This window comes from Streptomyces sp. NPDC006393 (assembly GCF_040628575.1).
Taxonomy (GTDB): Bacteria; Actinomycetota; Actinomycetes; order Streptomycetales; family Streptomycetaceae; genus Streptomyces.
Window position 1 is genome coordinate 1 of record NZ_JBEXZD010000134.1, and the last position, 21,277, is coordinate 21,277.

21 protein-coding genes are annotated in these 21,277 nt (G+C 72.1%); 10 read left to right on the forward strand and 11 right to left on the reverse strand.

Annotation, left to right across the window (positions count from 1 at the left end; translation table 11 throughout):
- Positions 1-57 precede the first annotated feature (57 nt).
- Both ABZ484_RS34230 and ABZ484_RS34235 read right to left on the reverse strand, forming a co-directional pair.
- The gene (locus tag ABZ484_RS34230) at positions 58-1,014 is read right to left on the reverse strand and encodes a ThiF family adenylyltransferase (protein WP_358869852.1); all 957 of its coding nucleotides are present in this window, start codon (positions 1,012-1,014) and stop codon (positions 58-60) included.
- Positions 1,011-1,199: a hypothetical protein gene (locus tag ABZ484_RS34235; RefSeq protein WP_358869853.1), complete on the reverse strand. Its 189-nt coding sequence runs from the start codon at positions 1,197-1,199 to the stop codon at positions 1,011-1,013. Before ABZ484_RS34235 ends, ABZ484_RS34230 begins: the two co-directional genes overlap by 4 nt.
- 367 nt (positions 1,200-1,566) lie before the next feature.
- Here ABZ484_RS34235 and ABZ484_RS34240 point away from each other — a divergent pair, with 367 nt between their 5' ends.
- The 5 genes from ABZ484_RS34240 to ABZ484_RS34260 all read left to right on the forward strand — a co-directional run bounded on the left by ABZ484_RS34240 (position 1,567) and on the right by ABZ484_RS34260 (position 4,957).
- Complete coding sequence (locus ABZ484_RS34240; protein WP_358869854.1) at positions 1,567-2,274, forward strand: maleylpyruvate isomerase family mycothiol-dependent enzyme; 708 nt, start codon at positions 1,567-1,569, stop codon at positions 2,272-2,274.
- Between the two features lie 209 nt (positions 2,275-2,483).
- Positions 2,484-2,936 carry a DUF3995 domain-containing protein gene (locus tag ABZ484_RS34245; RefSeq protein WP_358869855.1) on the forward strand — a complete coding sequence of 151 codons (453 nt, stop codon included), beginning with the start codon at positions 2,484-2,486 and terminating at the stop codon, positions 2,934-2,936.
- A 40-nt stretch (positions 2,937-2,976) separates the two neighbouring features.
- Entirely contained in the window at positions 2,977-3,450 is a 474-nt protein-coding gene (locus tag ABZ484_RS34250; protein WP_358869856.1) for an RNA polymerase sigma factor, read from the forward strand.
- Positions 3,447-3,899 (forward strand): hypothetical protein, encoded by a 453-nt coding sequence (locus ABZ484_RS34255; protein ID WP_358869857.1) that lies wholly within the window; start codon positions 3,447-3,449, stop codon positions 3,897-3,899. The genes ABZ484_RS34250 and ABZ484_RS34255 overlap by 4 nt, the downstream gene beginning before the upstream one ends.
- A gap of 65 nt (positions 3,900-3,964) precedes the next feature.
- Positions 3,965-4,957 (forward strand): aminoglycoside phosphotransferase family protein, encoded by a 993-nt coding sequence (locus tag ABZ484_RS34260; protein ID WP_358869858.1) that lies wholly within the window; start codon positions 3,965-3,967, stop codon positions 4,955-4,957.
- Positions 4,958-5,039: 82 nt separating this feature from the next.
- Here the strand turns inward: ABZ484_RS34260 and ABZ484_RS34265 are convergent, their stop codons facing one another.
- The 3 genes from ABZ484_RS34265 to ABZ484_RS34275 are packed head-to-tail and all read right to left on the reverse strand — an operon-like array spanning position 5,040 to position 10,890.
- Positions 5,040-7,976, reverse strand: a complete 2,937-nt coding sequence (locus ABZ484_RS34265) for a hypothetical protein (protein ID WP_358869859.1) — start codon at positions 7,974-7,976, stop codon at positions 5,040-5,042.
- Positions 7,977-7,978: 2 nt separating this feature from the next.
- A complete protein-coding gene (locus tag ABZ484_RS34270; protein WP_358869860.1) occupies positions 7,979-9,853 on the reverse strand; it encodes an HSP90 family protein in 1,875 nt (624 codons plus the stop codon).
- Positions 9,854-9,903: 50 nt separating this feature from the next.
- On the reverse strand, positions 9,904-10,890 hold the full coding sequence (locus ABZ484_RS34275) for a hypothetical protein (protein ID WP_358869861.1): 987 nt from the start codon (positions 10,888-10,890) through the stop codon (positions 9,904-9,906).
- Positions 10,891-11,040: 150 nt separating this feature from the next.
- On the opposite strand from ABZ484_RS34275, the gene ABZ484_RS34280 reads away from it, so the two are divergent.
- The gene (locus ABZ484_RS34280; protein WP_358869862.1) at positions 11,041-11,325 is read left to right on the forward strand and encodes a hypothetical protein; all 285 of its coding nucleotides are present in this window, start codon (positions 11,041-11,043) and stop codon (positions 11,323-11,325) included.
- A gap of 73 nt (positions 11,326-11,398) precedes the next feature.
- Here ABZ484_RS34280 and ABZ484_RS34285 read toward each other — a convergent pair whose 3' ends face one another.
- From ABZ484_RS34285 to ABZ484_RS34295, 3 genes are all read right to left on the reverse strand, one after another.
- On the reverse strand, positions 11,399-12,940 hold the full coding sequence (locus ABZ484_RS34285) for an AMP-binding protein (protein WP_358869863.1): 1,542 nt from the start codon (positions 12,938-12,940) through the stop codon (positions 11,399-11,401).
- A gap of 70 nt (positions 12,941-13,010) precedes the next feature.
- Positions 13,011-13,970, reverse strand: a complete 960-nt coding sequence (locus tag ABZ484_RS34290) for an alpha/beta hydrolase (RefSeq protein WP_358869864.1) — start codon at positions 13,968-13,970, stop codon at positions 13,011-13,013.
- Between the two features lie 181 nt (positions 13,971-14,151).
- Complete coding sequence (locus ABZ484_RS34295) at positions 14,152-14,970, reverse strand: SAM-dependent methyltransferase (RefSeq protein WP_358869865.1); 819 nt, start codon at positions 14,968-14,970, stop codon at positions 14,152-14,154.
- A 158-nt stretch (positions 14,971-15,128) separates the two neighbouring features.
- Between ABZ484_RS34295 and ABZ484_RS34300 the strand changes: the two genes are divergently transcribed.
- The 4 genes from ABZ484_RS34300 to ABZ484_RS34315 all read left to right on the forward strand — a co-directional run bounded on the left by ABZ484_RS34300 (position 15,129) and on the right by ABZ484_RS34315 (position 18,662).
- Positions 15,129-16,337, forward strand: coding sequence for an alginate lyase family protein (locus ABZ484_RS34300; RefSeq protein WP_358869866.1), 1,209 nt, complete (start codon positions 15,129-15,131; stop codon positions 16,335-16,337).
- Positions 16,338-16,453: 116 nt separating this feature from the next.
- Positions 16,454-16,987 carry an N-acetyltransferase family protein gene (locus tag ABZ484_RS34305; RefSeq protein ID WP_358869867.1) on the forward strand — a complete coding sequence of 178 codons (534 nt, stop codon included), beginning with the start codon at positions 16,454-16,456 and terminating at the stop codon, positions 16,985-16,987.
- Positions 16,988-17,439: 452 nt separating this feature from the next.
- Positions 17,440-17,784, forward strand: a complete 345-nt coding sequence (locus ABZ484_RS34310; protein ID WP_358869868.1) for an STAS domain-containing protein — start codon at positions 17,440-17,442, stop codon at positions 17,782-17,784.
- A gap of 131 nt (positions 17,785-17,915) precedes the next feature.
- Entirely contained in the window at positions 17,916-18,662 is a 747-nt protein-coding gene (locus ABZ484_RS34315; RefSeq protein WP_358869869.1) for an SDR family oxidoreductase, read from the forward strand.
- Positions 18,663-18,746: 84 nt separating this feature from the next.
- On the opposite strand, the gene ABZ484_RS34320 is transcribed toward ABZ484_RS34315, so the two are convergent.
- The 3 genes from ABZ484_RS34320 to ABZ484_RS34330 form a co-directional block, all read right to left on the reverse strand.
- On the reverse strand, positions 18,747-19,535 hold the full coding sequence (locus tag ABZ484_RS34320; protein ID WP_358869870.1) for a DUF427 domain-containing protein: 789 nt from the start codon (positions 19,533-19,535) through the stop codon (positions 18,747-18,749).
- A 220-nt stretch (positions 19,536-19,755) separates the two neighbouring features.
- Positions 19,756-20,343 (reverse strand): histidine phosphatase family protein, encoded by a 588-nt coding sequence (locus ABZ484_RS34325; RefSeq protein WP_358869871.1) that lies wholly within the window; start codon positions 20,341-20,343, stop codon positions 19,756-19,758.
- A gap of 240 nt (positions 20,344-20,583) precedes the next feature.
- Positions 20,584-21,129, reverse strand: a complete 546-nt coding sequence (locus ABZ484_RS34330) for a helix-turn-helix domain-containing protein (protein ID WP_358869872.1) — start codon at positions 21,127-21,129, stop codon at positions 20,584-20,586.
- Between the last annotated feature and the right edge of the window lie 148 nt (positions 21,130-21,277).

Sequence of the window (21,277 nt, forward strand, 5' to 3'; positions counted from 1 at the left end):
CACCCCGGGCGCGCCTGCCGCCCCACCGCCCGCCGGCAGCGCCCGGAGCGGAGGGGTTCACGAGTGCGGGCCTTCGGCCACCGCGACGACGAACAGCACCATCGTGATCAAGAGGAGTGCGGCGAAGGCGACGGCGGTCGGGCGACCTCGTCGCGGCCGCTCGCCGCCGTCCCCCTCGCCCGTTCCGAGCGTGGCCGACGCGTCGGACGTGGCCACGTGGCGCCAGCCACGGCACGCGGCGCAGGGCCGGGCCGGGAAGGGGACCCGGACGCTGCGGCTGCTCAGCCCCGAGGTGGGGAACACGGGCCGCACGCCCGCGGAGGTGGGGGTGAATCCGTGGAGGTAGACGGCGGTGCGCTCGCGGTCGAGGATCGCCGAGAGGTCGTCGCCGGGGTGAGCCAGCGCCGCCACGACGTGTGCCGTGACCAGGGAGACCAGCTGGATGTCGACCCGGGCGCCGCGGGCGGCCTCGGTGTCGGACGCCGCGCGCCGGAACGCCGCCGCGCACTCGTAGCAGGGCGTTCGCCTGCCGGGGAGCACCCACAGGATCTCGCCGACCTCGGCGTCACGGATCCGGGGATCCACCCAGAGCGCCGGATACACCGCCGGTCTGCCGACCGCCAACGCGACCCGGTTGACGTGACGTTGGCAGGCGGCCGAGTCGGTCGCGGCCACGACCACGTCGGCGTCGCCCACCAGGGTCCGCTGCCGGTCGGCCGGCAGCGCGAGGAAGTCGGCGCACAGGCCGGTGCTGTCGCACGGCGGGAAGTCGCGGCGGATCTTCTCGGCCAGTGCGGGGGCTTTGGGCCGTCCCAGGGCAGTGGCACCGAGCGGGTGCCGGACCAGGTTCTCCACCTCGAGCGTGTCCGGATCGATCAGCCGCAGCGAGCTGAACCCGATCCGCGCCAGCTCTTCGGCCAGGAATCCGCCCACCGCTCCCGCACCCACGATCAGGACCGAGCCCGTACGCCGCCGGTGCCGGGCCCAGACGCGGTCCTCGGGCAGCTCGGTCAATCGAAGGTCCAGCGGGACACCCTGACGGCGCGCGGCCCGGCCTCGGGGTCGCGATCGGACCGCTGGTCCGGCTCGTCGGGCTTCAGCTCCCCGGTGTCGGTGTCGAGGAACCATGAGCGCTCGCTGTCGCGGGCCTCTTCCCGCGTCGGTTCCGCATGCTGCAAGGTCTCTGGTGCTGTACCCACCGTCGCTCCTTCCGTCTCCGGCGACGACGCGCGGCCTCGCTGTGTCGCCGCGTCTCGCCCGTCGCCATCGGTCTCCACCCCGCGTACCACGGTGTGACAGAAGGGATGCGTCTCCCGCCTCGGCCTCGTGCCGGCCTCGTGCATCTCCGTTCTCTACGTTACCCACCGGTATCGAAGCCGCATCCCGGAACGGGCGACGACCACGGCGGTGTGTCGAGGCGTCGGCCCCGACTCGAGGTCCGGCGCCGTTGAACACGCGGACGACGTGAGCTGGTTGACGTCGCGGAAGCGGCTTCCTTACAGTCGAGCAGCCTTTCCGTAATCCGACCATTGAATTCCGCATAACGGAAGTCTTTCAAGGGGTGTCATGCAGGAGCTCGAGGCTCTGGAGTCGATCGCCGCGTCCATGGACCGGTTCACCGCCACCGTCACCTCCCTCACCGACGCCCAGGTCGCCGGCGACACGCTGGTGCCACCCTGGACCCGCGGCCATGTCATCACCCATGTCGCACGCGCCGCGGACAGCCTCTGCCGACTGCTCACCTGGGCCCGTACGGGCGTGGAGACACCGCAGTACGCGAGCATGGACGCCCGCGCCGCCGAGATCGAGGCCGGGGCCGGACGGCCGGTCGCCGACCTGGTCGCCGACGTCCGCGACACCGTCGCCCGCTTCGAGGAGGCGGTACGCGCCCTGCCCCCTGCCGCCTGGCATCGCGAGGTCCGGATGCGCACCGGCGAGCTGCGGACGCCCACGACCCTCGTGCCCACCCTGCTGCGGGAACTGGAGATCCACCACGCCGACCTGGACGCCGGCTACGGCTTCTGCGACATACCGGCCGACGCCGCCCGATGGATCACCGACGACATCGTCGAGGCACTCGCGCGGCGGCCGGACATCCCGGCGCTGCGTCTGGAGGCGACCGACACCGGCCTCGCCCACGCCCTGGGGACCGGTGGCCCCACGGTCAGCGGGCCGCAGGCCGACCTCCTCGCCTGGCTCAGCGGCCGCTCCCCCGGCACGGGGCTCACCGCCTCCGGGGTCGACAAGGTCCCCACGGCTCCCTTCTGGATCTGAACGGCCCCCGGGGCCGGCCACGCCCGGGCGGCGACAGCGGCAGGAGGTCGGCCGGCCGAGGAGGCCCGCGACTCCCCGGCGGACGCGGTGGGGCCAGGGCAGGGCGGGCTCGCGCGGCTCGGAAGAATTTCCGTACACCGGTGGAACGTTTCGCGGGGACGGTCCCTCTGGAGGGTGACGGATCGCCGAAGTCCCGCAGGAGGATTCCCGTGTCGTACCGGCCCGACGCACCCGCCCCCACCCGCGCCGCCGCGCTCGTCGCCTCGGTGCTCACCGCGGACGCACTGCTTCACCTGTACTGGACGACGGGCGCCACCTGGCCCGCGACCGACGACAGGAGCCTGTCCGAAGCGGTTCTCGGTACGGATGTGCCGTTCACCCCGCCGATCCTGCTTCCGCTCGTCGCCCTCCTGCTCAGCGCCGCCGCCCTCGTCGTCGCCCACTCCCGCCGGCCCGGGCCTGCGGTCCTCCGCCTCGGCACCCTGGCCGTGTCCGCGGGCCTCTCGCTGCGCGCCCTCGCGGGAATCTACTGGCTGTTCGCCAAGGAGACCGGCTCCGCCTTCTACTGGCTCAACCTCGCGCTCTACACCCCGCTGTGCGCCGTCCTGGCGATCGCCGCCCTGCGCGTGGCGCGGTGGAAGGATGAGGCACGTGCCCGATGAACGATCCGATGAACGATCCGATGACCGGACCGTCCGGCTCGTGCGAGCCGCGCAGCGCGGCGACACGCTCGCCATGGCCGACCTGATGGACCTGCTCGCCCCGTACGTGGGCCGCGTCTGCTCGGCCATCGCCCTGGAGCAGGGAGCGGACGCGGCGCAGGAGGCCCTGGTGGCGGTCTTCAGATCGCTGCGCAGCCTGAAGGACCCGGCCGCCCTGCGGGGCTGGGTCCGTGCCATCGCGGTGCGCGAGGCGGTCCGCGTCGCGCACCGCACGGCCCGCGCCGTACCGGCCGACCTCAGCGCGCTCCCCGCGCGGGGCGACCCTCAACTGGCCGCCGACATCAGGGACGTGCTGGACCGGCTCTCCCCCGAACACCGGGCGGTGCTGATGCTGCGTGACGTGGAGGGCCTGGACGAGCGCACCGCCGCGGCACTGCTCGGTGTGCGCACGGGCACCGTCAAGTCGCGGCTGCACCGGGCCCGCGACACCTTCCGGAAGGCGTGGACGTCATGAACGAGCTCTGGCCCACCACCGACCTCGACCCGGTACGCCGCCTGCACGCCCTGGCCGCCGGGATTCGCGGCGCCCATGTGACCGAGGCGTATCTCGACGCACCCTTCGAGCGGGTCTGGTCCCTGCTGGGCGACTTGGAGGGCGGGTTCGGTCAGGTCGTGACCGACATGCGGCGGCTGCGGGTCGTGCGCCGGCAGGGCGAGCGCGTCGAGGCGCTCGCGCAGAGCACATACGGCATGCGGGCGCGGCTGCGCGGGGTGCAGCGGCCGGGCTGGTGCTGGCTGCAGAGCCGGTTCCTGCTGATCGGTGTGGCGGCGACGCCCGAAGGCCCGGGCACGCGGGTGGCGTTCACCGGGGGCGTCCGGCTGCCGTCCCGTGCCGCACTGATCCCCCTGGGCGTGCGGCGTGAGGGGGCACGCAGCGTGGAGAGGCTGACCGCTCTGCTGTGAGCGGGCACGGCGGGCCCCGCGCATATTCCGTGGCAGATGAGGATGGGCCCCCGTAGGGTCCTCGGGTGTCCGAAGAGCTGACCGTGGAACGCGCGGGCGCACTCTGCGCCGGCCTGGTGCCCGCGTACGGCCCGGTGCGCGCCGTCTCGCGGTTCGCCGAGGGATCGGTCACCGGCGCGTACCGCATCGAGTTCGCCCACGCCGATGCGGCGCCGGTCGTGCTGAAGATCTACGGGACCGACGACCTGTGGCTCGCGGCCAAGGAGGCACGTGCCCTGAGGTTCCTGACGGATCACGGCATCGACGTCTCGCCGCGCGTGCTGGCTTTCAGCAGGTCCGCCGAAGCGCTCGCGGGCCGTCCGTGTGTCATCTCCGCGCTCCGTCCGGGCCGTACGCTCGCGGCGGTCGACGACGAGCTCTCGTGCGCTCAGCGCCATGAGGTCTACCGGCAGCTCGGTCAGGTGCTGGGACGCCTGCACGCCGTCCCCGCCCATGGTTACGGCTACGTCAGCGGCGAGATCCGCGACCCACTGCCGGACAACTCCGCACACATGGCCCGCATGTTCGAACGCTATCTGGGCGAGTTCCGTGAGCACACGGCCGACCCCGCCCTGGCCGACCGGATCGCCGCGCACGTCGCCGCGCACGCCTCGGCGTTCGCCGCGTGCCCCCGGCCCGCCTACTGCCACGGCGACGTGCACGAGCCCAATCTGCTGGTGGAGATCGCCGAGGACGGCACCTGCACGCTGACGGGCCTGCTCGACCCGCAGAACCTGCACGCGGGCGACCCGCTGATGGACTTCGTGCGTCTCGACGCGTTCTCCCTGCACGGCGACCCGACGAAGAGGGCCGGGCTGCTGTCCGGGTACGGCGTCCGCACACCCGGCCGGCGGCCCGGCGAGTGGCCCGAGGCCTGGCGCTCGCGTCTGCCGCTCTACCGCCTCGCGCTCGCCCTCGAGCTCCACAACTGGTTCACCACGACGGGCCGGACACACCACCTGCCCGCGCTCGACCGCGAGCTGCGCACGCTCGTGGGCGAGGCCGTCCCGGAGGACTGACCGCCGGCGGCGCACCTCCTCGCGCGGGATCAGCACTCCGGTGCCGGGGCGGGCGGCCCGCCCCGGCACCGGGCGTGATGCGTCACTCCTCGTCGCGCAGCCTGGCCGCCAACGCGGCGAGGGGTTCGGCCTCCTCGGTGTGCCCCAGGGCGGTCAGGCGGGAGACCGCCGCGTCGAGGCGGGTGAGGGCGGGGGCGGTGCGTTCCAGGTAGATGCCCTCCACGGCGCCCGCGAGGCGGACGCACTCGGCCCACTCGCCGGCGTGGTCGTTCTCCGGTCCCGGCTCACCGAGCAGAGCGAGGGCCTTGTCCAGAGCGGCCAGGGCGTCCTCGTACTCGCCGGCGTAGGCGCTGATCCGCCCGTGCTCGTAGGCCAGTGCCGTGTCCAGGGAGCGGCCGTGCGCCTCGTACTCGGCGGCGCGGGCCTCGTCGGCGATCCGGCCGGCGTCGGCGAGGAAGGCGCGGGCGTCGGCCAGGCCTTCGGGGCCCTGCTGCTTGGCCTGGAGGCGGGCGAGTTCGCGCAGGCAGTTGCTGAGCTGCTCGTAGCGCGGCTCCCGGGCGTGGGCGGCGAGTGCCTGGTCCGCCGCCTCACGGGCCCGGCCGAACTCGCCGGACTCGCCGAGGAGTACGGCCGTCTCCGCGGCGATCATGGCGTGGCTCCCCGGGTCGTCGTCCCAGCCGGCCGACTCGGCCGCGAGGGCGACGAACTCCGCCGTGGCGGCCTTGAGGTCCTCCCCCGCGTGCAGCGCGCGGGCGCGGGTCAGGCGCAACTGGGCGACGAGCCGGTCGTCCAGCTCCCCTGCGGCGACGTCCGGTTCGGCCAGCAGGGAGTCGAGCAGGGCGATGCAGTCCTCGACGCGGCCCAGGTCGAGGCTGAGCTGGGCGGCGTTGCCGTAGGCGCAGAACGCGTCCGTCCGGCTGCCGTGGCGCAGGCCGAGCTCCGCAGAGCGCGTCAGGTGCCGCAGTGCCTCGTCGGGTCGGCCGAGGTGCATGCAGGCCTCGGCCAGATCACCGTGGAGGCGGCTGGTGTCGACCGCGTCGGCCGGCCAGTCGGCGGCCAGTCGCAGGGCCTCGGTCAGGTTCGTGTACGCGGTCTGCGCGTCCCTGAGGACGAGTTGGAGCCGGCCGCGCAGTCCGAGCGTGCGGGGCAGGTGCCAGGCGGGGCCGTGCGCCTTGAGCCGGTCGAGGAGGGCGTCGATCTCGGTGACCGCGGCGGGCAGGTCGCCGGAGATGGCGTAGGTGCTGGCGCGCAGCAGCAGGGCGCCGGAGATCTGCCCGTCGACCTCGTGCCGGCCGGCGAACGCGAGCAGTCGGTCCACCTCGGCGAAGACGGGTGCGGCGTGCTCCTCGCTCCTCGACGTCTGCAGGCGCAGGCCGAGCGCGGTCGCCCGCAGCCGCAGCAGGCGGGCCTCCTGGTACGGCGCGAGGCCGGGCGTCTCCTCGTGCAGGCGGACCATGGAGGCGTGGGCGGCGGTCAGTGCGGCGGCCTTCGCCTCGGCTCCCTCCGCGCCCTCCGGAGGGATCTCGGCGGTGGCCAGCAGGGCGCAGGCGCGGGCGAGCGCCGCGTGGCCCGGCAGGCCGGCGGCGTCGTACAGGGCCGCGGCCTCCTCGTGGAGGGCGGCGGAGTCGGTGAACTCGTCCTTCTCGCCCGCCCGGTTCCCCTCCTCGGTCAGCAGGTCCGCGCGCAGCCGGACGAGCGGGCCCACGGCCGGGTCATCGGGATGGGTGTAGTCGGGGGCGGCGACGAGGGTACGCAGCCGCGCCCAGCAGGCTCGTGCGTCCGGGTGCCCCTCTTCGTCCAAGGTCCGGGCCCGGACGATGAGTTCGGGCAGCGATCCGGGGACGTCGGTTGCCGGGCGGGCGGCTGCGGGTGCGGCGGCCGGGGAGGCCTGGGCCACATCGTCGAGGCCGCGGGTGCGCAGGGTCAGTTCCAGCGCGTCCAGGAGCGGGGCGCGGTCGAGGCGGTCCCTGCGGCGGTCGGTGTGGGTGGTGGTTCCGTTGCGGGCGTCGAAGCGGGCGGCGAGGTCGTCGGCGCGGCCCCGCACCTCGGCGCGCAGGCCGGCCACCGTCCAGGTACGGCCCGCGTGTCCGGCGGCGGGCAGCTCGCCGTGGCCGAGGTGCTCGACGCGCTTCAGGAGGACTTCGACGCCGGTGAGGAAGTCGAGCTGGTCCAGCGGCGAGTCGACCTCGTCGAACAGGATCCGGTTCTCGGCGAGCAGTTCCAGGCCGCGTGCCTCGTTGCCGGTCAGTGCGCAGAACTCCAGGTGCCGGCCTACCTCCCCGGACATGGAGGGGTTGCGGCGGGCGAGGCGGTAGCCGGTGAGGTGCAGTTCGCGGGCGTCGTCGGTGCGGCCGGTGCGCAGCAGGGGCAACAGTGCGTACGAGACCGAACGGGCCGGCTCCTCCTGGCAGGACTCCTTTCCGGCGAGGACGGGCTCCCAGACGCGCAGCGCGCGTTCGTCGTCGCCCGCGGCGAGGTGGTACCGGGCACGCTCGCAGATCTCGCAGGCCTCGCAGTCGCTGAGCCGGGTGCGGCCCGCCCACAGCTCGTAGGCGAGGGCGGTGTCCTCACCTACATGGGCGGCGAGCTGGTACGCCTGTCCGTAGTACGGCTGGAGGCCGAGGCCGGCCTTCTCGTACCGGTCGCGCATCTCCGTCAGCCACTGGCGCAGGCCGGCCAGTGGCATCTCGGGCAGCTGGCGCAGGGCGCCCGACACCCACTTGAACCGCCAGAACAGCAGGTGGCGCAGGCGCTCGTCGAAGACGTCGGGCTGCTCGTCGAAGAGGGTGAGCAGGCGGGCGAAGACGACCGGCGACTTCCGGGGTTCGGAGCCGTAGGTGTAGGCCTCCTGGAGTTCGAGGAGGGTGCGGACGAGGGGGACGGGCTCCGCGAACCGCTCGGCAGCGTCGACGAGTTCCTCGGCGGTGACGGTGCGGGTGCGGCCGTAGGGGCGCCGCTGGTTCTCCTGGAGCGCCTGGTACAGCTCGTCCGTGCTCTGGGGATGGGGTGCGGTGGGCATCGTCAGCTGTCCTTGCGGAGGGCGTGGGCGAGAAGATCGAGGAAGGAGCGGTTGATCAGGCTCGACTCGGCGGGCCTGAGCGGGCGCCGGGACAGCATCGCGGCCTGCCCGTAGAGGGCTTCGGCGCTGGTGCGGGCCAGCTCGGGCTCGTCGATGGCGACGGCGGTGCGGACCAGCGGGTTGAGCTGGTTGAGGATCAGCTGGGCGCGCGGGACCTCCTGGCGCAGGGCGCCGAGGATGTCACCCCACAGTCCGCCCTCCTGCTCACGCGCGAGCTGGGAGCGGGTGCGCTCGTGCCGGGCCTCGCGGCTGTCGACGAGGAGGGCGGGCGCGGAGGCGGGCTGGAAGGTGCGCAGCGCGACGTCGCAGTCGAAGACGGCGAGGGCGTCCCGGGCCTGGGCGAGGTAGGCCGCGGCGGCCAGCTCCGTCTCGCGGTCGACGGGGTCGAGGTGGGCGGTGAGGGTCGCCGGGTCGAGGTCGGCGACCGTGGCCTCGGGCCTGATCTCCGGCAGCCGGTGGACCAGTTCGCGGTCGTAGGTGTAGCCGCCGTTGACGACGCCGAGCCCGGCGGCCGAGGCGATCGCCGCGACCTGCCGGAACTCCTCCACGCTGGACGTCACGAGCACGGTGCGGTGGGTGCGCGCGAACTCGTCGAGGGTGCAGTGCCCGTCGGTCGTCTCGAACGGCAGCCAGGGCAGCAGCATCCGCAGGATCTCGTCGTCGTGCACCGCGAGCGACTTCACGGCCAGGTGGTGGGCCTGGAGGAAGCGGCCCAGCAGGTCCGGGTCGCTGGCCGCGGCCCGGGCGATCCAGGCGCGCAGCCGCTCGGCGAGGGCGTCCCGGACGGCGGCGAGGGTGTCGTCCTCGTACAGGGACTCGCGGGACGCGGTCGGGCGCAGGCTCTCGGCGTCGACGACGCAGCGGACGAAGAACGCCCATTCGGGCAGGATGTCCTCGGCCTGCTCGGACAGCAGCATGCCCTTGACGTGCACGCGGTGGCCGTGGCGGCGCCCGGCGGGCACCGACTCGGGCAGCACGCACGCGATGCCCTTCAGGCCTACGGCGGGCAGGTCCAGTTCGATGGTGTCCAGAGGCGTGAACCCGAAGACCTCCTCGCCGTACGCGGCCAGCGCGCGGGACCGGGCTCCGGGGGTGGGGTACGTGCGCGCCCAGGGTGCGGGCTCGGGGTTGACGGACACGCTAGGGCCCCCGGAACCAGCGGGGCCGCCGGGGCCGCCTGTGCCGTCGTCGAAGGTCACCGGGTGGCGCAGCAGGGAGCCGAAGTGGCGGGCCAGCGCGTGCACCTGCGCCGGCCGGGTCCACTCCCCCGCGTCGGCGCGCGGCGTCAGGGTGACGGTGGTGCCGGGCCGGGGCCGTGCGGAGGCGGGCAGGGTGCGGACGGTGTAGCTGCCGTCGCCGCGTCCCCGCCACTCCACGGCGGGTGCGTCAGGGGTGCGGGCGGTGCGGCTGAGGACGTGGATCTCGTCCGCGACCAGGAAGCAGGAGAGCAGCCCGATGCCGAACTGGCCGATGAAGTCGCCGCGCTGCTCGGCGATCTTCTCGGCGCGCTTGCTGCTCCGGCCGATCGTGGCGAGGAAGCTGTGCACGTCGGCCTCGGTGAGTCCGATGCCGTCGTCCTCGACGCGTACGACGGAACCGTCGGCGTACAGGCGGACGCCGAAGGCGTCGGCGGGAGCGTCCGGTTCGAGGCGCTGCCGGGCGGTCAGCGCGTCCACCGCGTTCTGCATCAGTTCACGCAGGTAGACGCGGGGGCTGGAGTAGAGATGGTGGGAGAGGAGATCGACGAGGCCGCGCAGATCCACCTGGAAGGTGCGGTCGGCGCCGGTCTGGTTCGCAGCGGTGTCGGGCAGAGTCATCGGGCAGTCCGGAGTGGGGTGGTGGGAAGGGGACGGGCGAGGTGGCGGGCTCAGGCGTTCCGCCGGGCGCGGGCGTACATCTTTTCCGGCTGCCCCACGTAGCTCCAGGGCCATGAGGTGTAGGCACCCTGGAGTTCCCGGAAGACACGCGGCAACGCGATGCGCTCGCAGGCCAGCGACAAGGCCATGGCGAACATGTTGAAGTCGTGCTGCCAGCCCGGGCGACGCACGTAGGCGGGGTGGAGGATGCTGTGCTCGGCCGCCTCCAGCAGCTCGTCCTGGATCTCGGGCGTTGCGAGGCAGTCGTCACGGTCGGACTCGACCCAGTCCTCGATGTGCGCCATGGCGATCACACAGCCGAGCCGATGGCCCTCGGGCGCGCCGGCGAACGCCTCACGCGCGAACGCCAGGGCCTGGCCCGGCTCTCCGCCCCAGCGGGGCTGTAGCTGCGACACCCACTCGATGTGCGTCTCCAGGTCCGGCGGGTCGCGGCGCAGGGCGGCGTCGAGCCGGGTCTCGTTGACGGCGGAGCCCAGCGACATGCCACGGCCGGAGGTGAGGAGGCGACGCCACGGACTGACCCATTCCGGCCGCAACTCGGCGGCTTCGAGCAGCTGTTCCTCGGCGATGCGCAGCCGCTCGTGGAAGAGCCGCCACTGCTCCGGCTTGACATGCACGGCACGCGCGGAGGTACGTGCCTCCCAGCCCCATTTGATGTGACGCGCCCCGGATATCAGCAGGGCCGTCGCCCGGTGTTCCTTGTCCTCCTCGACGGCCCGGCCGATCCAGGCCTGCACGCCGTCGAGGTCGGCGAGCTCACCCAGGACGAGGTGGTCGCGGCCGAGGTCGAAGGGGGCCAGCGCCGACTTGACCGCCTCCCAGTCACCGGCGCCGGCCGCTTCCACCAGCGCCAGCACCCGCGTGTCCCCGAGCGCGCGCAGCGTGTACATACCGTTCTTGGGCCTGCGAGGGACGGGAAGAGCGTGCGGATCCGCCGGTCTTCCCCCACCGCCCTTGCCGAACAGCTTGCCGAACATGCCGCGCCCTCCCCTGGTCCGCTGTGATCGTCCGGTGCAGCATAAGCGGCCCCACCGACACCGCTTCCACAGGGTTTTCACGCCCAGGACACCCATTAGGATCCGCACGTGGCGCACGCCATCGATGAACTCGTGGAGACGCAAAGGCAGATGAGGAAACACCTGCCGGCACTCCTGGCAGCCCCGCTGCTGCTGGTGGCCGGATGCGCGGACAGTCCCGGCCAGCAGTACGAGAAGGGCTATCACTACGGCCAGGGGCTGCCGGCGACACACCTCGGCAACCCCGTGAACGCGTCGTCCGCCTACGACGGCGCGGCGAGGTCGGAGTGCGGTGAGCACGCCGAGACGGACGGAGTGCGGACCACCGAGGACTGGATGGCGGGCTGTGTCGACGGCGCCCTCGGCCGGCCGGCGTCTCCGCCGGCGTCGCGCTGACTCCTGTGCGCCGCCGCGTGACCGCACCGCCGGCGGTCCCGCCTGGGCGGAACCGCTCGCGGCAGGGCCGTGGTCAGTTGACCTTCCGGTCCCGGCCGGACCAGTACGGGCGACGCAGCTTGAACTTCTGGATCTTGCCGGTGGCCGTACGGGGGATGGCGTCGCGGAACTCGACACTCGTCGGCGCCTTGTAGCCGGCCATGCGCTGCTTGCAGTGGGCGATGATGTCGGCCTCGGTCGCCGTGGCTTCCTCGGCGAGCACCACGAGGGCCTTGACCGTCTCGCCCCACTTCTCGTCCGGCACCCCGATGACGGCGACCTCGGCGACCGCCGGGTGGCTGAAGATCACGTCCTCCACCTCGATCGACGACACGTTCTCGCCGCCGGTGATGATCACGTCCTTCTTCCGGTCGGAGATCGTCAGGTGACCGTCGGAGGCGTCGACGCTGCCGCCGTCGCCGGTGTGGAACCATCCGCCCTCCAGGGCCGCCGCGGTCTCCTCCGGCTTGTCCCAGTAGCCGTCCAGCACGACGTTCGACCGGGCCAGTACCTCGCCCGTCTCGGATACCTTCAGCCTGACTCCCAGGGCGGGCAGTCCCGCGCGGGACAGCTTGCGCGCCCGCTCGTCCGCGGGAAGCGACGCGTCGGCGGGCCTGGACCGGTTGAACGTGAGCAGCGGGGACGTCTCGGTCAGGCCGTAGATCTGTGTGAACTCCCAGCCGAGCTCCTCGCCCACCCGCTGGATGAGCGTGCTCGGCGGCGGGGCTCCCGCGCACACGATCCGCACCCGGTCACGGCCGGGGATCTCTCCCTCCCAGGACGCCGCCGCGTCCAGCACCGCCTTCCACACCGCCGGCGCCCCGCACATGAGCGTCACGCCGTGCCGGTCGACCCGGCGCAGGATCTCGGCGCCGTCGACCTTGCGCAGGACCACCTGCTTCACACCGAGGCCGGCCATCACGTACGGCATGCCCCAGCCGTTGCAGTGGAACATCGGCAGGGTGTGCAGGTAGACGTCGCGCTCCCACGCCCGGGTGTGCAGCCCGAAGGTCATGCCGTTCACCCAGATGTTGCGGTGGGTCAGCTGCACCCCCTTCGGGCGGGCGGTGGTCCCTGACGTGTAGTTGATCGTCGCGGTGGCGTCCTCGTCCGGGCGGGACCACGGGCGGGGGGCGACGCCGAACCGCATCAGTTCGGACTCGGTCTGCTCGCCGAGCACGAAACGGTGGCGCGCCTTGACCCCGGACAGCGCCTCGTCCAGTTCGGGGTCGACGAGGAGCACCGACGCGCCGCTCTGCCGCACCACGTAGTCGACCTCATCGGGTCCCAGACGGAAGTTGACCGGTACGCAGATCCGCCCGCTCATCGGCACCGCGAACAGCAGTTCCAGCAGCCGTGCGGAGTTGTGGCCGACCACCGCCACCCGCTCGCCCTCACCGACGCCCAGCGCGTCCAGGCCGGCCTGCCAGGCGCGCACCCGCTCGCCCAGCCGCCCGTACGTCGACTCCGGTACCGGCACGCCGGGCTGATCCGGCTCGTCCACCACGCCGGTGTCGGCGGCGAAACCCAGCTCGGCCCGCTCGAGGAAGTCCGCGACCGTCATCGGAACCCGCATAGTTCACTCCCCTGCATCCGGAAACGACTGCACCACACGGAAGCCCGCGTACGGGCCGGCGTCCACCCGGTCAGCCACGTGTACCGGACACGCCGTCGCTCACGCCCGCCGCGTCGAGCAGATGGCCGGCCACCGTGCGCGCGCCGTCGTCGCCGACGAGCACGGTGTAGTGGTTGACGTCGGCGACCCGGTGCGTGGCCAGCCGGGCGGGGTCGAGGCCCGCGGCGGCCAGCCGCCGCTCGTCGTACAGCCCCTGGGGCTCGTCCATGAGACCCCGGTCGGCCCACAGCAGCCGGGCCGGAAGCTCCAGTCGGCGCGGCGCGGCCAGTACCTCCGGATCGCACAGCACCTGCGTGCCGTCCTCGCGTACGGCGTCGCGGACGCAGGACGAGCGCAGTCGCGGCTCCGTGCCGACGAGGTCGCGTTGGATGTAGGCGTCCACCCACGCCGACCACGAGTCGGCGAAGGCCGGATGAGCCCGCCAGTAGTCGCGGTACGCCTGCCGGTCGGGGAAGGTCATGGCCAGCCGGCGCATCGCCGGGCCGATGACGGCGTCCAGCAGCGCGTCCGGGTCCAGGTGGGTCGGCGCGGGGAAGCCGAGCCCGCCGTCGACGAGGACGAGCGAGCCGAACCCCGCGGGATGGTGCACGCCGGTGAACGCGCCGACGAAGGCGCCCATCGAGTGGCCGGCGAGCACCGCCTCCCGCAGCCCGAACGCGTCGGCGATCGCGGCCATGTCCGCGGCGTGGGCGGCGATGCCGTACGGTCCGGGCAGCGACCGGCTGCCGCCCCGGCCCCGCAGATCGGGCGCGATCATGGTGGCCCGGCCCGCGAGGTGGTGGGCGACCCTCGCCCAGGAGAGCGCGTTGGCGGTGATGCCGTGCACCGCGAGTACGACGGGAGCGCCCGGTTCGGCCGCCGGCCAGCGCAGCACGGCGAGTTCGCCGCCGCTGACGGGTACCGTCAGTTCCTCGTACGGATCAGTCTCCGGCGGGGCCTCGTGGCGAGGGGCCTCGGCGTGACGCGTCATGTTCGGCGACTCCTCATCTCGTCGCGCACCGGGCTGCGATCGTCCGGTCGCGTGCCGCGCACGATACGGCCCGACGACCGGATCCGACATGTGATCGACCCATGCGCGTGACGTCAGACGTGTGTGGCCACTCCACATGGTCGAGGCGCAGTGCGCGTGGGCGAGGTCCCCGTCGTACCGGCTACGCCTTCCGGGCCAATCCGGCGGCGATGAGGCGCTCCCAGACGGTGAGTTCTCGTTCGCCGTCGCTGTTCCACCGGTTGTCCACGGTCTCCGGGCGCCACAGGGACGCGGGGACGATTCCGGGGTCGAGGATCTCCAGGCCGTCCAGCAGGGATTCGATCTCCGCGTCGGTGCGCCAGCGGCCGCGGCCGAAGGTCTGCTGGAGGACTCCCTCGGCCTCCACGGTTTCCGGGTTGTTGCCGGAACGGAAGTGGCTGACGAAGAAGTAGCTGCCCGAGGCGACCTGTTCGCGCCAGTAACGGACGATCGCGGCCGGGTCCTCCTCGTCGTTGACGTGGTGAAGGATGGCGCTGAAGATGACGGCGACGGGGCGATCGAAGTCGATCAGCTCCACGGTGTCCGGGTGGGTGCGGATGTCGTCGGGCTTGCGTACGTCGGCCGCGACGACCCGGGTCCGGTCGTTCTCCTCCAACAGCGCGCGGCCGTGGACCAGCACTTGGGGGTCGGTGTCGACGTACACGACCCTCGACTCCGGAGCGTGCCGCTGCGCGACCTGGTGGACGTTGTCGGCCGTCGGCAGACCACTGCCCAGGTCGATGAACTGCCGTACGTCGGTGGTGGTCACGATCTCCCCGACCGCCCTGGTCAGGGCCGCGCGGTTGGCGAAGGCGATGGCCACCGAGCCGGGGAGGTCGCGTTTGAACACGTCGCCGATCTCCCGGTCCACGGCGTAGTTGTCCTTGCCGCCGAGCAGGTAGTCGTAGACGCGCGCGATGCTCGGCTTGGTGGGGTCGATGGAGAGGCCTTCGTCCGTCATGGTGGCCATCCTCCCCCGCAACAGCGCCTGCTGACCAGCACTTTGACATCCCCCGCTGCCACCTCTTGACGGTCCATTAGTTCGTACCTATGGTCACGGCGAGCACACGCGTTCAACCCCTCACACATCGTTCACATACAAGAACGGATGGCCGTCGTATGCCTGCCGCTCCCCCACACTCGCGCCGCGGATCCCGAGCCGCACTTCTCCTCGCGCTGGTCGCCGTCCTGACCGGCGGCCTGCTCCTGCCGAGGGCCCCACGGGCCGAGGCCGCACCCACCACGTTCGTCCACCCGGGCGTGACCGTGTCCCGGGCCCAACTGGACTTCGCCCGCGGCAAGGTGCTGGCCGGGGTCCAGCCCTGGAAGGGCGCCTACGACCAGATGGCGGCCAGCTCCTACGCCAGTCTCAGCCGCACGCCGAAGCCCTGGGCGACCGTGGAGTGCGGCTCGTACTCGAACCCGAACTACGGCTGCACCGACGAACGCCAGGACGCCATCGCCGCCTACACGGACGCGCTCGCCTGGTACATCACCCGCGACGCGCGCTACGCCCAGAAGGCCATCGAGATCATGGACGCCTGGTCGGCCGTGATCCGGAGCCACACCAACAGCAACGCGCCGCTGCAGACCGGCTGGGCCGGCTCCTCCTGGCCCAAGGCCGCCGAGATCATCAAGTACACCTACACCGGCGGCTGGCCGAACGCCGGCCGCTTCGCCACCATGCTGCGCGACGTCTATCTGCCGGTGGTCATCAAGGGTTCCAACTCCAACGGCAACTGGGAGCTCTCGATGATGGAGGCCGCCGTCGGCATCTCCGTCTTCCTGGAGGACAAGGCGTCGTACGACACGGCCATGGCCAAGTTCCGCACCCGCACCGCCGCGTACGTCTACCTGGCCTCCGACGGAGACCTGCCCAAGACCGTGCCGAGCCAGAACCTGAACACCAGGGACAAGATCGTCTCCTACTGGCAGGGCCAGTCCACCTTCGTCACCGGACTCACCCAGGAGACGTGCCGCGACTTCACCCACACCGGGTACGGCATCTCCGCCATCTCGCACGTCGCCGAGACCAGCAGGATCCAGGGCCAGGACCTGTACGGCACCGACGTCGGCGAGCGGCTGCGACAGGCCCTGGGCTTCCAGTCCAAGTACGAGCTCGGCGCCTCCGTGCCGAGCTGGCTGTGCGGCGGTTCGGTCAACCGCGGCCTCGGCCCGGTCACCGAGGTCGGCTACAACGCCCTCCACAACCGGCTGGGCATCGCCATGACCAACACCCAGGCCCTGACCCAGCAGAACCGGCCGGCCGGCACCAACGCCCTGTTCGTGGCCTGGGAGACGCTCACCCACGGGGACAATCCCGCCTGACGGGCGGCCGAGGCGGTCACGACCGGACCGGCCATGGACGGTCCGGTCACGGCCCACAGGCCGGTCACGGCCCGGAGGAAACAACGATGTAACCATCGCCGCGTACCGTCGTACCCGTGCATACGAACGTGAACGGACACAGCGCTGACCCGGGGGCAAGGATCCGGCCCGGCACCGAGGACGACCTCGGCGAACTGACCCGGATCTACAACCACTACGTCACCGAGACACCGATCACCTTCGACATCGAGCCGCTCACCGTGGACCAGCGCCGGCCGTGGCTGGAGGCCCATCCCGGCTCTGGTCCACACCGGCTCCTCGTCGCCGAAGAGAGCGGAAAGCTCCTCGGCTACGCGACCAGCAGCGCGTTCCGCCCGAAGCAGGCCTACGCGACCTCCGTGGAGACCAGCGTCTACGTGGCGCCCGAGCACGTGGGCCGTGGCATCGGCAGCCTGCTGTACACCGCGCTCTTCGACGCGCTGGAGCACGAAGACGTTCACAGGGCGCTCGCCGGAATCACCATGCCCAACGAAGCGTCGCAGCGCCTCCACGAACGCTTCGGCTTCCGGCCCGTGGGCGTCTACGAACAAGTCGGGCGGAAGTTCGGGAGGTTCTGGGACGTGGCCTGGTTCCAGAAGCCCCTGTCCTGAGCACCGGCGGCGCGTTCGGGCGGCGTCGGTGCCCGGTGACGTGCCGCCAGAGCTGCTACAGGGAGTTCCTATCGGCGCGCACGGCTTTCCGGGAGAGCAGGGGCGAGCCGCGTTCCCCCTGTGGCAGGCAGCCCGCCCCTGCTCGCCACATCGGCCGACACACCGGTCTCCGGCCGTGTGGTGGGTGCGGCTCCGCCGCCCTGGGGGTTGTACGGGCTGCGTACAAGGGGGCGGAGCCGCGGGCCTCGACTCCCGACCGAGGGGGGCGTAGGAATCGAGGTGGTGAAACGTACCTTCATGGGGCGCCGCTGTCGCTCCACCCCACGGGTGAACCGTTGGCCAGGCGTTCGCACCTTGATGATCCTTTGGCCATTCGTTCGTGCATATGCGGAACGAATGTGCGGCCCTGGTAGGCCGCAACCTCTCCCCAAGGCATTCCGGTTGGTCCGGTCATGCGGCACGAATTCGAGATCAGCCACCGCGAAGAGAACGACTGGACCATCGTGGAGATCCACGGCGAGGCGGACATGTACACCGCACCACAGATCCGCGAACACGTCTTCGACCGGATCCGCACAGGCCACCACCGTCTGATCCTCGACCTGCTCGGTGTGCAGTTCATGGACTCCACGGGCCTGGGCGCGCTCGTCGGCATCCGGAACCACATCGCGCCCCACGGCGGAGAGCTGAGACTGGCCATCAGCCATCCCGGCATCCGGCGGATCTTCGCCATCACGGGCCTGCATCACGTCTTCCCGATCTACGACACCGTCGACCTGGCGAAGGCCGCCCCGTGAGAGCGGGGTTCGCCGCGCCCCTCGTGACCGTGCTCCTCGCGGGTGACGCGGGTCACGCCTCGGGTCCTGTCACAGGCCCGAGGTCATCCCGGTCAGTACGTCGTATCCGTACCACGCGAGGAGTTCACGTCATGGACTTTTCCGACCGCGTCGCCATCGTCACCGGCGCAGGATCGGGCATCGGCAGGGCCACCGCGATCGCCCTCGCGGCGTCGGGGGCCCGCGTCCTCGGTGTGGGGCGCAGGCGGCAGCCTCTGGAGGAGACCGCCCGCGCCCACTCCGGCATCGCTGTCCTGCCGTCCGATGTCCGCGAGGAGGGCGCCGCCGCGAAGATCGTCGCCACCGCGGTGGAGCGATGGGGGCGGCTCGACCTCCTGGTGAACAACGCCGGGGCCGCCGCCCTGATGCCGCTGGCGGAGACGGACCGCACCGTGATCAACCGGCTGTTCGAGCTGAATGTGACGGCGCCCAGCCTGCTCGCGCACGCCGCGCTGCCCCACCTGCGCGCCACAGGCGGTTCCATCGTCAACGTCTCGAGCACCTACGGTCACCGCCCCCTGGCCGGCGGCGCCCACTACGCCGCCACGAAGAGCGCGCTGGAGCAACTGACCCGCAGCTGGGCCCTGGAGCTCGCGCCCGAGGGGGTGCGCGTCAACGCCGTCGCCCCGGGTCCCACCGAGACCGGCGTACTGGCCGCGGCGGGGCTGCCGGAGGACGCCGTGAGGGAGGTGCGCGGCCACGAGCGCGAGCGCACCCCGACCGGCCGCATCGGCGACCCCGGAGAGGTGGCGGACTGGATCCTGCGCATCGCCGATCCACGGGGCACACACGTCACGGGACAGATCCTGACGGTCGACGGAGGGCTCGAACTCTCCTGACCGCGCTGGGATCGAGCCGCGGACGGGCCGGGCAACGCCCGCTGATGCTCTCGGCGATGAGGAAGGGGGCGGCGCGGCGCCGTGCTACCGGGAGGCCGCGCCGGTGGGGTCGGCGGGCCCCGGCAGCAAGGCGCCGTCGACGTACAGATCGACGTGCTCGTTGTAGAACGCGATCAGACCGGCGATGTGGTGGGCCTGCGGGGTCGGGAAGTCGTACGTCCAGGCGATGTCCTCATGGGAGGCGGTGGCGCCGTCGAACGACCAGTAGCCGCTCGTCGTCCCCTTGTACGGGCATCGGGTCACCGTGTCCGAGTGCCGCAGCCGGGTCCGGTCGACGTAGGTGCGGTCAAGGTAGTAGCGGGTCGGCAGACCTGTCTCGAACAGCTTCACGCAATGGGGCGCCTCCGCCAGTACGACCCCGTCCAGTTCCACCCGGACGGCACTGGAGGACCGCAGGGCGTCCACGCGGGTGTACGGGCTCCTCGGGTGGACGAAGACCGGCTCGTCCTCCTCGAACCAGGAGTCCAGCGCGTCCCACTCGAAGCGCACGGTGTTCCGAACAGGTCCCGGGGCGCCCTCGCTCCAGACCCATGCCGCGCCCGCACGCACCTCGGAGCCGACCTCCAGGGTGTGCCGGCGTGCGGGACCGGCACCCCGTTGCTCCGTGTGGCCCTCGTCGCGCAGCACGCCGTCGACCAGGTCCTCGACCGGGATGCTGAACTGCGGGTAGGCCGGCCACTCCCACACGTACAGGGCACGGCGCGTGTCGAAGACGACGCGCCCGCCGATCATTCCGCGGATCCGACGCGGTACAGGCTCGACGTGTCCGATCGGGACGATCAGGCTCGGATACAAGACACTTTCGACTGCCATGGGGGTCATCCTGGTTCATTCGCCGACTGTGCGCTCGCCGTGCCCGGTGCCCGCGTGACGGGCGTCGTGGCCGACGGCGGGATCGCCGGCGGGTGATCGACGGGCTTCAGGTGGTCGGGGAGGTCCCGCAGCTGCCGTCCAGATCGAAGAGAATCAGATCCGCCAGGGGAGGATCGTATGGATGAGGAGTTCGTCCTCGTCGCCGCCCAGGGCCTCGCCGCTAGGGAACGTTCCAGGCGGAGATGAAGGGCTGCCCGTCCTCGGCCGACAGGAAGCCGAGGGTCCCCGGATGCGGGTGGCCGAGGAGTCGGGCGGCCGACGCGTCCAGGCCCAGCCAGCGCACCGTGAGCACTCGTCCCAGATGGCCGTGGGCGACGACGGCCACGTCGCCGTCGCTCAACAGCGGCCGGATCCTGTCCAGCACCGCGTCCGTCCTCGCGGCCACCTGCTCGAGGCGCTCGCCGGGATGGTCGGTGTCGCCCGGGACAACGCCGTCGCGCCACAGGTCCCAGCCCGGCCGCGTCCGACGGATCTGTTCCGCGGTCAGGCCCTCATAGCCGCCGTAGTCCCACTCCACCAGGTCGGGATCGGGCCTGACGCCGGTCAGGCCCGCCAGTTCGGCGGTGCGCAGGGATCGGCTCAGCGGGCTGCTGAACACGCCGGCCAGCGGGCGCCCGGCCAGCCGGGGAGCGAGCGCCTTGGCCGCGGCCTCACCCGCCTCGGTCAACGGAACGTCCGTGCGGCCGGCGTGCCGACCCGACAGGCTCCATTCGGTCTGGCCGTGCCTGATCAGTATCAGCTCACCCATGGCTGTGCACGCTACCTGATCAGGCGTCACGGCGGACCGACCGCTCGCGTCCGCTGCGCTTCGTCCGCTGCCACTCGTTCGCTGCCACTCGTTCGCTGCCACTTGCTCCGCCGTCACTCGTTCGCGGCCACTCCGTCCGCTGTGTCCGGCGGGCCGGTCGGCAGGCCGGGAGGTGCAGCACCCGTTGACGGAAGCCGGGCTGTGCCTCGGCTCGGCGGTGCTGCCGGAGCTGAGCCTGCGTCAGAGGGCGGCGGCCGGGTAGCGCACGAAGAGGATGCCGTGCACGTCGCCGTGCGGGGCGCTGTAGAGATGGGCGGTGTCGGCCGGCCAGCTCACCGACATGCCCGGCCCGACGCTGCGCGGCGCGTCCAGGACTCCCACGACGGCCGTGCCGCTCAGGATCATCAGGCTCTCCGTCGTACCCGCGACGTGCGCCGCCGACTCCTGTGTGGCGCCGGCGGCGATGGTGATCCGGAAGACGTCCGTGGCGGCGTCCGCGTCCTCGTGCCGCTCGATCAGGACCGCCGTGACCGCGCTGCCGGAGACGGCGCCCTCGTGCTGGTCGGCGTGTGGCAGCGGGTCGTCGCTGAGGACCGCGCTGAGCGGCCGGTTGAGCGCGGTGGTCAGGGCGTAGAGGGTCTCGAGGGTGGGGTTGCGCGTGCCGCTCTCCAGCTCCGAGAGCGTGCCCTTGCCCACGCCGGAGCGTCGTGCCAGCTCCGAGAGCGACAGGCCCCGGGCCGTGCGCAGCTCCCGGAGCCTGCGCCCCACCTCGTCGTTCAGCCCCATCGCCGGATCGCGCTCCCGCTGTCGTCGCCGTGGTTGACGGGTCTCCGTCCTCCTCTCTAGTGTTCCACAAACAGAACGTTCCGTTTATGGAACGGCGGGTCCGGAGGGGCGCGGAGGGGTTCGGAAGGGTTCGGAAGGGTTCGGAAGG

Bases quoted from the DNA above. Each gene is read 5' to 3' on its own strand.
- ABZ484_RS34240 (WP_358869854.1), top strand. From the start codon at position 1,567: ATGCAGGAGCTCGAGGCTCTGGAGTCGATCGCCGCGTCCATGGACCGG.
- ABZ484_RS34255 (WP_358869857.1), top strand. From the start codon at position 3,447: ATGAACGAGCTCTGGCCCACCACCGACCTCGACCCGGTACGCCGCCTG.
- ABZ484_RS34265 (WP_358869859.1), bottom strand. From the start codon at position 7,976: ATGCCCACCGCACCCCATCCCCAGAGCACGGACGAGCTGTACCAGGCG.
- ABZ484_RS34270 (WP_358869860.1), bottom strand. From the start codon at position 9,853: ATGACTCTGCCCGACACCGCTGCGAACCAGACCGGCGCCGACCGCACC.
- ABZ484_RS34275 (WP_358869861.1), bottom strand. From the start codon at position 10,890: ATGTTCGGCAAGCTGTTCGGCAAGGGCGGTGGGGGAAGACCGGCGGAT.
- ABZ484_RS34280 (WP_358869862.1), top strand. From the start codon at position 11,041: ATGAGGAAACACCTGCCGGCACTCCTGGCAGCCCCGCTGCTGCTGGTG.
- ABZ484_RS34285 (WP_358869863.1), bottom strand. From the start codon at position 12,940: ATGCGGGTTCCGATGACGGTCGCGGACTTCCTCGAGCGGGCCGAGCTG.
- ABZ484_RS34290 (WP_358869864.1), bottom strand. From the start codon at position 13,970: ATGACGCGTCACGCCGAGGCCCCTCGCCACGAGGCCCCGCCGGAGACT.
- ABZ484_RS34295 (WP_358869865.1), bottom strand. From the start codon at position 14,970: ATGACGGACGAAGGCCTCTCCATCGACCCCACCAAGCCGAGCATCGCG.
- ABZ484_RS34300 (WP_358869866.1), top strand. From the start codon at position 15,129: ATGCCTGCCGCTCCCCCACACTCGCGCCGCGGATCCCGAGCCGCACTT.
- ABZ484_RS34310 (WP_358869868.1), top strand. From the start codon at position 17,440: ATGCGGCACGAATTCGAGATCAGCCACCGCGAAGAGAACGACTGGACC.
- ABZ484_RS34315 (WP_358869869.1), top strand. From the start codon at position 17,916: ATGGACTTTTCCGACCGCGTCGCCATCGTCACCGGCGCAGGATCGGGC.
- ABZ484_RS34320 (WP_358869870.1), bottom strand. From the start codon at position 19,535: ATGGCAGTCGAAAGTGTCTTGTATCCGAGCCTGATCGTCCCGATCGGA.
- ABZ484_RS34325 (WP_358869871.1), bottom strand. From the start codon at position 20,343: ATGGGTGAGCTGATACTGATCAGGCACGGCCAGACCGAATGGAGCCTG.
- ABZ484_RS34330 (WP_358869872.1), bottom strand. From the start codon at position 21,129: ATGGGGCTGAACGACGAGGTGGGGCGCAGGCTCCGGGAGCTGCGCACG.